Genomic DNA, 12,174 nt, shown 5'->3' with positions numbered 1-12,174 from the left:
ATAGGTATCCTCTCTTTCTCTGTCTTTTTACGTGGAAAAGAATCCTGATAAATAAGGTCTTCTTAAATTATTATACAGTTTAATTATTCATAAAAATAATATTTTGCATTCATTTTCTTTACATTATGTATTTAAACTCATTCTTTTCGGTTAAATATTGAAGGGAATATCGGATTATTTTAGCCGATTCCCTGTTTTTCATTCTTTTTTGGTGCATAAAAATATCTAGTGGTTCGGATTTCCTCAAATTAAAATATTTGTATAAAATGGGTATTGTTGAAAAACTCATCATAATATATACTACATTACAACACTAATGCACTGCACCCTAGGAGGTGTGTACTTGATTCTAAATACTGATGGAACGAAACCGATATATGTTCAAATTGCTGAATGGCTGGAAACTGAAATATTGAGTGGTAGTTTTAACAGCGATCAAAAAGTTTATTCACAATATCAACTTGCGGAAATCTTCAATATCAATCCAGCGACTGCTGCAAAGGGACTGAATATATTAGCGGATGGAGATGTACTTTATAAAAAACGGGGCTTAGGCATGTTTGTTTCAAATGATGCCAGAGAAAGAATTTTGAATAAAAGAAAGAAGCATACTTTGAAAAAACTAGTGCAGGATCTAGTCCTTGAAGCAGAGAGGTTGAATGTAAGTGAAGAAGAAGTATTTGACATGATTAAGAATGTGAAAAGGAATTGGGAGGGGACATAGAAATGAAAGTCATTGAATCGAAAGAAATGACAAAGGTGTATGGAAAAACATATGCATTGAATGGAATAACATTTGAAATTGAAGAGAATAAGATTACCGGAATAATCGGCCGAAATGGAGCAGGTAAGACGACGATGTTAAAGATTATTGCTGGGCTTTTCAAAGAGACGTCTGGAGAGGTACGTGTTTTCTCCGAAAAACCGTTCAATAATTTGACCGTATCTGCCAATATGATATTCATTGATGATGGAATGATTTTACCTGCTTCTTTAAACCTTAAAGAGATTTTAGATGAAGCAGAACGATTTTATGAAAACTGGGATAGTAGTCTAGCCAATCGTTTGTTTGACTATTTTTCTCTCAGCCCTAATCAATACCATAGCAATCTTTCAAAGGGGATGAAGAGTACCTTTAATATGATTCTTGGTTTGTCGGCGAAATGCCCGTTGACCATATTTGATGAGCCGACGACAGGTATGGATGCTGGAGTAAGACATGATTTCTATCGAGTCATGTTAAAGGATTATCTTGCATATCCACGAACTATTCTCCTTTCTAGCCATCACCTTGAGGAAATTGAAGACTTACTTGAGGATATTCTGTTAATAAAGGATGGGCGGGTTCATCTGCATCTGCCAGTTGCAGATTTAAAAGAATGGGCAATTGGTCTTAGTGGAAAGAAGGATTTAATAAATGAATGGGTAAAGACTAAAAAAGTTTTTCACGAAAAAAGTATTGGACATAATAATCTATATGTTGTAGTTAAAAATGACTTCACAATTCGTGAATTAGAGAACATCACTCTTTCGGGATTGGATGTATTTCCTGTTTCTTCAAGTGATTTATGCATGTATTTGACACAAAAAACAAAGGGGGGAATTGATGATGTCTATAACAAAGCCAAGTCTGACAAATATAGTTAAGAAGCAATATTCGTATAAATTAAGAGCTTACCGACAAGTGTATAATTCATTAATCGCTTTACAGCTTTTGGCGATTTTCTTTTCCTTTAACGGAGTTGGTTCTATGAGCGGAAATTGGGGAGGCATTCATCTGAACATCAACTATTATTCTGCAGACATAATTATTATTTTTACGATGCTATGGGGATTGAATTCGGCAGCTCTAATCACAACAAAAGCATATAGATTTGATGATTTTGCATTCGTTACGAATAGGCTAAGCGGTAATATGGCCAATCTATATGTTATGCTCACCCTTAGTGTAATTGGCGGCTTAACTTCGATCCTGTCGGGTGTTCTACTTAAATTACTTATTTATTACTCTACGGATGTTCAAATTTTTAATGATACGAGGTTAATGAGCGAACCAAATCTCTTTGTCACAAGCATACTTTCAGCTTCAATGTATGTATTCTTATTTTGTGTGCTTGGCTATATGATTGGGATGCTTTTTCAAGTGAATAAAATGATACTTGTGGCGCTAGCAGCTTTATTCATTTGGGGATTATTTAAGGATGTTAGCGGTGGTAGTAATGTAATGGTGAATGTGTTTACGTTTTTCGTCTCTGAATCCTCTCTCTTTCTATTTTTTATCAAAATGATGTTCTGCTCTATTTTGCTGTTTTCTATTTCATTAGTAATCTCTAATCGAATGGAGGTAAGACAATGACTATTTTGTCGGGTATTCTATCGCTGTTTATCCTTGTCTTCGTTGCTATCGGATTTTTTGTTATTTGGAGGGGGTTAAAAGGAGTTAAGAAGAGTTACGTTTCCAAACGTTATTTGAAATGGTTGATACGCGTGTATGTAAGTGTGTTAGTCCTCTCGATAATTTGGTATTCATTACTATCCGTCAGCAATCGTATTGAAGATGTTCCCTCAACGTCGGGAAATTTCTATGATATTGCTGTGAATCAAAGTGTTGATGAGATTGATCCCGCCTTCATTGGAAAACAATGGTCCATAGATTATGAAAAAAATAAGCTGAATATTGGCACAGTCGATCATGAGTATTTAGAAACGCCGATTATTGTCTATAGAAGCGATAAGAACAATCGCAAAATATCGGCCACATATTATAAAAAGCTAGTTGTTAGTGAGAATGATTATTCAAAAGAAGTAAAGTCGATTGATTTGACTTTGAATCAGGATAGACTGTTATTATATCAACCAGCGCAACCAGATTTCAAAATTGTTTTGTTTAAAAAGGAGTTTACAATTAGACAATTTACAGAAGAAAAGCTCTTTGAGAAAAGGGAAGAGGATGTATCAGCTCAAAGTCTATTGTATATAAGTATCCCAAAAGATCTTACATTAATAGCTGAAGATGGACTTAATATCCACTATTTGGATAATTGATTTACTGAGGAAGAAGTGTATGAATGCTTCTTCTTTCTTTACACTTTTGAAAATTCCAACAGGGAAAGATAAGAATTGTCTTTTCTGAATGGGGTGATTGCTATACACTGATAATAATACATACAAATGGGTACTATTTTTTTAGATAAGGAAGTGCATGAATTGGAGCAATATTTTGTATCATCAAATCCGATTCTCTTATTAGTCGCATTAATATTGACATTTATGGCATCTTATACGAGTTTGGATCTACTTACATTGCTGAGAAGCTCGGAGAATCATAAAAAGTTTTTATTAATCGGTGGAAGCTTTTCAATGGGGATCGCGATATGGACGTTTAATTTTTTTGGAATCTTGGCTTTTGAGAAGAACAGCGTGGTCACGTACAATTTATCAGTGATGGTGCTTTCACTCGTTCTTGGCGTGGCGCTAGCCTCAATGGGGTTTATGGCATTAACAGTTAGGAAGCTCTCATTCATAAACATTGTTCATTGCGGTACATTATTAACCGTTTCCTTATTATCTAACTATATTATTGGCTTATATGCTTTGAATCTTTCTATTGAAATCCATACAGTTTTGTTAATGATGACAGTAATGATTACGTTAATTATTTTTATTGTCGCATTTTTATTATTTTTTTATTCGAATTATCGGCAAAAAGAAAACCAAATATGGTTGAAGCCGACGAGTACATTTATCGTCTCTGCTGCGATTATCCAAGGCCATTTCATGTTAGTTCGTGCACTGCCTGTTAAACAATCCGTTGAAAATGTGAATGAACTTGTCCGTGATACTTCTTTTGTACCGTTCCTAGTGTTGTTTGTTTTTTTATTAATCGTTGGTGGACTGATTACTTCGAGCTCCATCATCACAAAACGGCTACAGAATAGTGATAAATATGTGCAAGACTATCGATATGCACTAGACCAGGCTTCAATTGTGGCAGTCACGGATTCTAAAGGCAAAATTATCTATGTGAATGAGAAGTTTACAGAAATCTCACAATATAAGGAAGAAGAATTGTTAGGGAAGAATCACTCAATCATCAATTCTGGCTATCATTCTAAGGAGTTTTTTCAGGATTTGTGGAATACTATCTTAGGAGGAAGAACATGGAAAGGTGAAATATGTAATCAAGCGAAGGATGGAAGTCTATATTGGGTATCAACGACGATTGTTCCTTTTCTAAATAAGAAGGGAAAACCGTATCAATTTGTCTCGATCCGAAATGATATTACTGAACGAAAACAAACTGAGGAGCTGCTTCATCGACAGGATAAGCTAACAGCGGTTGGTCAATTAGCTGCAGGTGTTGCACATGAAATTCGTAACCCGTTAACATCGATGAGAGGATACGCTGAATTTCTACAATTGGATGAGACGAAACCAGAAAGACTGGAATACTTCGATATTATCTTAGATGAAATAGAACGAGTGAATACAATTGTAGAAGAGTTTATGGTACTTGCAAAACCTCAGACCGTTCATCTGGAATTGAAAAACATCGTTCTAATTGTACAAGACGTGCTTACTTTGGTTGAATTCGAAGCGAAAAATAAAAACGTATACGTTCATTTTGAAAGTCAAAATCAAGAAATCTATGTGAATTGTGATGAGAATCGTTTGAAGCAAGTGTTATTAAACTTCGCAAAAAACGGAATAGAAGCCATGCCTTCTGGAGGAGATTTATATGTAAATGCTTCGCAGCAAGGAGGTAAAGTGATGATCCACATTCGAGATACGGGAGTTGGGATTCCTTCTGAAAAGTTGAATAAGTTAGGCGAGCCATTTTTCACTACGAAAGAACAGGGAAATGGGTTGGGATTGATGGTGAGCTATAAAATTATTGAAGGTCATAAAGGGAAAATTGAGGTAGTTAGTGAAGTGAATGAAGGCTCAACTTTCATCATTAAGCTTCCTACTGTAACGGTTTAAAAAATTCAATTGAGCATTAATGATAAGTAGATTCAGTACGGGGATCCTTTTTGATAAAGGAAGGATTTTTAACGTGTATTTATTGTTCAGTTTTTTACCTTTAATCAGTGTTCTAATGACAGGACAATTCTTCATCGTTAAAAAAATACCAATTTAAAACAGCCTTCTTAGCTGTTAACAATGAAAGCTTGGCTTCTCACTTCTAGAGAAACGGAGCTTTTTTTGTATTCTGATGCAAATTAAGTTATTGCTTTATATTGGAACCTTGAATTTTTAAAAGAACAAAGGGTGTGATTTAATAGAGAGAAAGAAGCAAAGGAGAGGGTAAGTGTGCTGGGTAAGAAAAGTGTACGCTACATAACAATAATTGCTGCGACTTTGTCTGTTCTTTGGCTGCTAAGTTTAGGGTGGGCCATTCAGGATTATTATGCAGGTGCTACAGACCATGTGGTTAAAAAACAGGACAGATCCCAAAAAACAGTGATAAAAAATCATATGTTTACAGTAGTTGCATTAGGGGATTCATTGACAAGAGGGACGGGCGACGATTCTGGAAAAGGCTATGTTGGCTATGTGGCAGATGATTTGAATGAGCGATTTAATGGAAGCATTGTTGTTCAAAATCTCGGTATTAATGGTCAAGTTTCTAGCCAGCTGAAAAAGCAGGTTAAGCAACCGAATATTCAAAGACAACTTGCTGAAGCGGATATTATTTTACTTACGATAGGTGCGAATGATTTATTTCAGCAGGGAAGAACATTGGAAAATTTTGATTTAGCTACTATTAAAACCATTGAAGATGCCTTTGTTAAAAATATAACTACGATTTTCACCGATATTCGTAAGGCGAATCCAGATGCTACTATCTTTTTTGTTGGACTCTATAATCCTTTTATTGACGTTGATGAAACAGGGGTAACCAGTCCAACCGTCCGTGACTGGAACCGTATAGCTGAGGAAGTAAGTTCTACATATCCGAGGATTGTCTTCGTTCCTACCTATGATATTTTCCAGTTGTCTGTAAATGATTATTTATTTACGGATAAATTTCATCCAAATCAAGAGGGATACCGATTAATGGCAGACAGAATTGCTCCATTAATTAAATGGGAGGGGGAAAGTAAATGAGCGCGACGACTCTTTCTGTGCGGAATTTAACAAAGACGATTAAAAAACACAAAATCATTAATGGAATCAGCTTTGAATTAAAGGCAGGTGAGGTTTTTGGTTTTCTCGGTCCAAATGGTGCCGGTAAAACGACGACAATTCGTATGATTGTTGGTCTAATTAAACCGACTTCTGGAACCATTGAAATTTGTGGTTATGATGTAAAGAAAAATTTCACAAAAGCGATGGCGAATCTTGGTTGTATAGTTGAAAATCCTGAGCTATATCCTTATTTAAGCGGCACAGATAATTTACTTCATTTTGCGAGAATGCTTCCAGCAGTAGATAACAAACGAATTGCGGAAGTTGTTGATATGGTAAAGTTAACAGAAAGAATTGATGATAAAGTGAAAACCTATTCGCTTGGTATGAGACAAAGGCTTGGTATTGCGCAAGCTTTGCTGAATCGACCAAAGGTACTTATTTTAGATGAACCGACTAATGGGCTGGATCCTGCAGGCATTCGTGAAATGAGGGTTTTTATTCGAGAACTTGCTGAAAATGAAGGTTTAAGTGTGCTTGTATCCAGTCATTTGTTGAGTGAAATTCAATTATTATGCGATCGAGTGGCTATTATTACAAAAGGAAACATCATAACTGTGGATACAGTAGAGTCATTGCTGTCAAGTCAGGAGCAAGCCATCTGGCATCTTGAGCCATACCTCAAAGGAAGAGAAATATTGGAAGGTCTAACTGAGGTAACTACACTCGAAGATGGTTATATGGCCACGCCTTATGATTTCACCCAAATTCCTATGTGGAATGCTGCTTTGGTTCATGCAGGAGTACAAGTGCTTCAACTGAATAGAAAGCTCCCTGTATTGGAAGATTTATTCCTTCAATTGACGGATACAGGAGGTGCCCATATTGAATAAACTAATTGCAAATGAAATGATGAAGCTTGTTGCTAGAAAGCGTTTGTTGGTAATTGGAGCAATTGTGGGGATCTTAGTGATCTTGTTTACCTTTGCACAGTATAAGGAAGTGCAAACACAGCGAGAAAAGCTAGGGACAGATGATTGGCGAGATTCTCTTCAGCAGCAGATTATTGATATGCAAAACAGGCTTGGTTCAAGCCGAATATCAGATGACTGGCGTGAACAGATTCAAGTTAGTGTACAGCAATTGCAATTCTATTTAGATCAAGATATTAATCCAAGTGAACCAGGAGCCGTTACTTTTGTTCGAATGTTCATCGAAAATTCTACTGATTTGTTCATTCCTCTGTTAATCATGATTGTTGCGAGCGACCTTGTTTCTTCTGAGCACACTCTTGGTTCTGTAAAATTACTTTTAACAAGACCTGTAAAACGATGGCGGATTTTACTAAGCAAATATATGACGTTACTTTTGGCCACTTCTTTAATTGTTACGATGACTGGATTGCTGTCGTATGTAATATCAGGGATTGTCTTCGGATATCATGGTTGGAATGCACCGATTATTACGGGATTTGTTGTAGATGGAGGCAATGTTGATACAAGTAGTATCAGGCTTATTAGTCAATGGAAATTTCTGTTGATGGATTTTGGGCTTGTTTGGTTTGTGGCTGTTGTAGTTGGGACATTAGCATTTATGCTCTCTGTTTTAATAAGAAGTACGGCGGCAAGTATGGGTGTTATGCTTGCTTCGCTTGTTTCAGGAGCTATTTTAAACAATATGGTGTCGTCTTGGGAATCGGCCAAATATTTTTTTATGGTGAATCTAAAATTGACTAATTACTTAAATGGAGTGGCACCGCCGATTACAGGAATGACTTTGCTTTCTTCCATGTCGGTTCTCCTTATATGGTGGGCAGCAGCGTTAGTTCTATCGTTCTTTGTCTTCACACGACAGGATGTATATTAATAGAATTCGGATTCACTTCCAGCAAGCTTGCTTGTTGGATTTTTTTGATGCTGGAGATATAAATGGAGTAAAAACAAGATCGACGTATGGTGAGCATAATTCATAGTGTGATACAAATACTAGGCAATAGAAATGTTTAGCTTAGATGATGCTTCTATTCAAAATGTGTTTTTAAAAGCGTATAAAGCCTTATATTTCAAATCGGTTACAAATCTTGATTCTGGAAAATTTGTAGATGGGGAGGGTACACATTATGACAAAGAAAAATGAAAATCAAGCAGAAATTGCGGGTAGACATTATCAGACTGAAGATTTTGAGAAGAAAGACCAAATTTCATCTGGATTTGCTGAAACTCATGAACAAGTAAGTGACCATTTTTTTGAGGGTACGGTAGATCAACTAATAAATAATCAAGAAAACAAAACGGAATAAGGGGGATTGTTTTGAAATCTATTAGAGAAATCATGACATCTAATGTAGATTACTGCACAACCCTTGATAATGTGTACGAGGCAGCTGTAAAAATGGCGGAAGGGGGCGTAGGTGCTATTCCAATTTGTGAGGATGGAAAATTAGTGGGTGTTCTTACAGATCGTGATATTGCAATCCGTTGTGTAGCTGGGAAGAAACCAGGTTCGACGAAAATTACCGATGTTATGACGAAGGAACCAATTGCGATATTACCAGAAACTTCAATCATGGAAGCGGAAGAATTAATGGCAGAGAAACAAATACGTCGTTTATTCGTTGTCGAACAGGAATCCCTCATAGGCATTGTTTCGTTAGGCGATTTTGCTATTCATAAAGGCACCAACATGGCGGCGGCACATGCGCTCACCGAAATCTCGGAAAAACAACATATTCAACATTGAAATATATTTGGTTGTAAGATTAGGCACCAAAACTCATTTTAAAAAATATTTCGAATGAAAAGAGGAACTGTCCCATAAGGAAAAAGTAAGACCCCACATCTTCTATATACCGTTTAGATGACGTGGAAATGACACAATAAACGGTGTATAGAGTGTGAGGTCAGTTCTTTTTTGGACATCCCCTTTTTGCGCTTTTCTTAATTAATATGTTTATTAAACCAATCGCGAATATGCTCGGTATGCTGCAATCGTAAACGTGGAGCTCCGCTTCTTGATACTTCATGGGTCTGTTCTGGAAAGACCACAAGTACCGCTTCTTTTTTCTGACGTTTTAACGCAACGAAGAATTGCTCTGCTTGTTCAATTGGACAGCGATAATCTTTATCGCCATGTAATAATAACAGAGGTGTTGTAACATTACCTACATATTTCAGAGGGGAGTGTCCCCATAGTTGTTCAGGAGATTCAATAATATTACCGCCTAATTCCCATTCAGTGAAGGAATAGCCAATATCGCTCACTCCATAGAAGCTGAGCCAATTGGAAATACAGCGCTGGGTAACGGCTGCTTTAAATCGATCTGTATGCCCAACAATCCAGTTTGTCATAAAACCGCCGTAGCTTCCACCTGTTACACCTAATTTGTGTTCATCAAGAAAATCATACTCTACAAGTACGTAATCTACGGCGGCCATTAAATCTTCATAATCCATGCCTCCATAGTTACCTCTGTTTGCATTAACGAATTCTTGACCGTAGCCAGCACTGCCTCGTGGGTTTGTGAATAGGATCGTATAACCTTGTGCAACAAGGGTCTGAAACTCATGAACATATGTATTTCCGTACATGACATGCGGTCCGCCATGAATTTCTAGAATCAACGGATATTTTTTTCCCTGTTCGAAATTAGTCGGTTTCATAATCCACCCGTGCAATTCGAGACCATCTTTAGCAGAAAAAATAATTGGTTCAGCTTCCGAAAGGAATTTATCTTTTAGAAATTCATCATTAACAAATGTAATTTGCTCAATTTCACCATTTGTTAAATCAAAGGAGTACAAGTCGCCAGGATGGGTGGGTGTGCTGATTGCTACAACAGCTTTATGTGTTTCTGGATTAATGGTTAATCCATAAACATGCTGATTTTCGAGAAGAGAAGGATACATTGCACCTTCAATGGTTCCATAATATACGCCTGTGTTTCCGTGGTCACTAATTAAAAAATAAAAGCCTTGACTGTCATTAGTCCAAAGAAGTCCCGGATTGACCGCTTCAATATGAAAATCGCCTGCTGTTAAATCACCGACTTCAACATCCCAATCTGTAGTTATGCATGAGAGTGAATCTGTAACTAGTTTGTATAACCAGATCTTGGATACTGTCGCTCCTTCATATTCTCGCTCATGCCCAATTAACGTTAAATAATTGCCATCAGGTGACCATCTAGGAAAATAAAAACGCCCATTGGTTGCCGTTATCTTTCTCCATGATCGATCTTCTAAATGGAAAATAAACACATCGGAAGCAAGATTATAATCAGCATCGTCTGTGTCATTACTCACATATGCAAACTCTTTCCCGTTTGGCGCCCATGAGGAGGGAATAAAGGACTGTTCCCCTGAGGTCAATTGCTCTACTTGACCTGTAGGTACATTGACTAGTATGAGGTGAGAAAATGAACGATCAAAATAGCCGCTCCCATCTGCTTTATATTTAATTCGATCATATACAATTGCTTCTTTGCGTTCCTTTTCTGGGTCTTTTTCTTTCTCATGTAAAGTGTATCCAGCTTTTATTCGCGTAGAGGTAAGGATTTTCCTTGAATCAGGAGACCATATAGGCGTAGTAGCTCCCAGGTCAAATTCTGTCAGCTGACTAGCTTCTCCACCAACTGTATTTATTATGTATACTTGATTTTTTCCAGACCGGTTTGATAAAAAAGCAAGATGGAGTCCATCAGGAGACCACCTTGGTGAAGACTGACGATGAAGTCCATATGTCCATTGAACGGTTTGTTTCGTTAAAAAACTATATACATATATATTTGAAATATATTTCTCATCATCCTTAGCAACGGAGGTCTCGATATAGGCTACCATACTGCCATCAGGCGAAAGCTGTGGATCAGTGACGGATTTTAAGTCAAATAAATCCTCGGCAAGGATTCCTTTTTTATTCATGTTATTCATCCTTTCTTTGTGTCCTACGAAATGAATTCAATCTAGTAATTGTTGCTACGACAATAATTATGGAAACTTCCCCAAATACTCCAATGTTGAAAATAAAATCCTTTATGAAAAGGAGAATAAGCAGAAAGGCTTGAAAAAAAGCCTTGCCATTTTATAAAGGATTATACCTTATAATTGGCAAGACTTCTATGAAGCTATTTGGATTATTCTGCGGGTTTTTTGTGGTGGTGCGAGTGATGTGGTTGAAACCCGTTTTCTTCTAACTTTTGATAATGCTTTTCCATATGTTTCACAATCATTGCAGCTTTTTCTTTAGAAATTGCACCGAATTCTACATATTTTTGCATAATTTCTTTTTTCTTAGCCAGAATTTCCTTATGCAATATTGCAAGTTCGTCTTGCTGTTTCTTGGTAAACTCTATTTGTTGTTCTTGTTTAACTTCGCTTCCTTGGTTATCTTTCTCAGCAAATGCCGTGATCTCGAAGTTACTAGTTACGAAACTAATTGTTAGCAAGGCAATAAGTAATTTATTCATGATACAATCTCCTTTTGTTCTTATTTTTTTGTGGAAAATGAATTGATACCCTTTCTAAAAAATTTAAGATGCTGTTAGTTTTTTAATAATGGAACTAAATTATGCATGTATAAATAATAACTAAAGGATTTATCGGACACACTTGTTTATCCCGCTTTAACGGGCAGTAAGACCCTCACTTCAAGGCTTAGAGGAATTGAGGTGGGGGAGGTTTCACTTTATCTAATAACTTTTAAATATCCACTAATTCATTATGCCAAGTAGCTCCTTTATGAATACCTTGTAATACAGAAGGAGGGAAGAGCATGAATGCTGAACGAAAAGAAGTAATAAAAAGATTTCTCGAACAAAGGTTTACTTTAGATAATAATTTTGTTAATGAAGCAGGACTTTCGCAACTTATAAATATGTTTAAAAGTAAAACAGAAGATTCTGAATCTGAAGATGTAGCTCTAGAGCAAAGTGAAGACGAAGCCCTAGATTTAAGCTCAAACGAGAGTGGGGATGAAAATTTAGGAGAGCTTGGGGATGAAAGTCCAGACGAGAGTGGGGATGAAAGTTTAGGAGAGGGATGAAAG

The 12,174-nt window shown here is 36.6% G+C and carries 13 protein-coding genes; 11 read left to right on the top strand and 2 right to left on the bottom strand.

The window, feature by feature from the left end; genetic code table 11:
• Positions 1-343: 343 nt before the first annotated feature.
• The 10 genes from AC625_RS13610 to AC625_RS13565 all read left to right on the top strand — a co-directional run bounded on the left by AC625_RS13610 (position 344) and on the right by AC625_RS13565 (position 8,871).
• Positions 344-724, top strand: a complete 381-nt coding sequence (locus tag AC625_RS13610) for a GntR family transcriptional regulator (protein ID WP_049681760.1) — start codon at positions 344-346, stop codon at positions 722-724.
• A gap of 2 nt (positions 725-726) precedes the next feature.
• Positions 727-1,647 carry an ABC transporter ATP-binding protein gene (locus AC625_RS13605; RefSeq protein ID WP_049681759.1) on the top strand — a complete coding sequence of 307 codons (921 nt, stop codon included), beginning with the start codon at positions 727-729 and terminating at the stop codon, positions 1,645-1,647.
• A complete protein-coding gene (locus AC625_RS13600; RefSeq protein WP_049681758.1) occupies positions 1,610-2,356 on the top strand; it encodes a hypothetical protein in 747 nt (248 codons plus the stop codon). Before AC625_RS13605 ends, AC625_RS13600 begins: the two co-directional genes overlap by 38 nt.
• On the top strand, positions 2,353-3,045 hold the full coding sequence (locus tag AC625_RS13595) for a hypothetical protein (protein WP_049681757.1): 693 nt from the start codon (positions 2,353-2,355) through the stop codon (positions 3,043-3,045). The genes AC625_RS13600 and AC625_RS13595 overlap by 4 nt, the downstream gene beginning before the upstream one ends.
• 162 nt (positions 3,046-3,207) lie before the next feature.
• Positions 3,208-4,983, top strand: a complete 1,776-nt coding sequence (locus AC625_RS25145; protein WP_245645005.1) for an ATP-binding protein — start codon at positions 3,208-3,210, stop codon at positions 4,981-4,983.
• A gap of 330 nt (positions 4,984-5,313) precedes the next feature.
• The gene (locus AC625_RS13585) at positions 5,314-6,111 is read left to right on the top strand and encodes an SGNH/GDSL hydrolase family protein (RefSeq protein ID WP_245645004.1); all 798 of its coding nucleotides are present in this window, start codon (positions 5,314-5,316) and stop codon (positions 6,109-6,111) included.
• Positions 6,108-7,025, top strand: a complete 918-nt coding sequence (locus AC625_RS13580; protein WP_049681756.1) for an ABC transporter ATP-binding protein — start codon at positions 6,108-6,110, stop codon at positions 7,023-7,025. The genes AC625_RS13585 and AC625_RS13580 overlap by 4 nt, the downstream gene beginning before the upstream one ends.
• Entirely contained in the window at positions 7,018-7,998 is a 981-nt protein-coding gene (locus AC625_RS13575) for an ABC transporter permease (protein ID WP_049681755.1), read from the top strand. Before AC625_RS13580 ends, AC625_RS13575 begins: the two co-directional genes overlap by 8 nt.
• Before the next feature lie 253 nt (positions 7,999-8,251).
• On the top strand, positions 8,252-8,431 hold the full coding sequence (locus AC625_RS13570; protein WP_049681754.1) for a YozQ family protein: 180 nt from the start codon (positions 8,252-8,254) through the stop codon (positions 8,429-8,431).
• Positions 8,432-8,442: 11 nt separating this feature from the next.
• Positions 8,443-8,871, top strand: a complete 429-nt coding sequence (locus tag AC625_RS13565; RefSeq protein ID WP_049681753.1) for a CBS domain-containing protein — start codon at positions 8,443-8,445, stop codon at positions 8,869-8,871.
• Positions 8,872-9,068: 197 nt separating this feature from the next.
• Here AC625_RS13565 and AC625_RS13560 read toward each other — a convergent pair whose 3' ends face one another.
• Both AC625_RS13560 and AC625_RS13555 read right to left on the bottom strand, forming a co-directional pair.
• Complete coding sequence (locus AC625_RS13560; RefSeq protein WP_049681752.1) at positions 9,069-11,051, bottom strand: S9 family peptidase; 1,983 nt, start codon at positions 11,049-11,051, stop codon at positions 9,069-9,071.
• A gap of 212 nt (positions 11,052-11,263) precedes the next feature.
• Positions 11,264-11,596, bottom strand: coding sequence for a DUF2680 domain-containing protein (locus AC625_RS13555; protein ID WP_049681751.1), 333 nt, complete (start codon positions 11,594-11,596; stop codon positions 11,264-11,266).
• A 305-nt stretch (positions 11,597-11,901) separates the two neighbouring features.
• Between AC625_RS13555 and AC625_RS13550 the strand changes: the two genes are divergently transcribed.
• Positions 11,902-12,171, top strand: coding sequence for a hypothetical protein (locus AC625_RS13550; RefSeq protein ID WP_049681750.1), 270 nt, complete (start codon positions 11,902-11,904; stop codon positions 12,169-12,171).
• Positions 12,172-12,174 lie beyond the last annotated feature (3 nt).

This window comes from Peribacillus loiseleuriae (assembly GCF_001183985.1).
In the GTDB taxonomy this organism is placed as follows: domain Bacteria; phylum Bacillota; class Bacilli; order Bacillales; family DSM-1321; genus Peribacillus; species Peribacillus loiseleuriae.
This window is presented reverse-complemented; position numbering and strand designations above follow the sequence as displayed.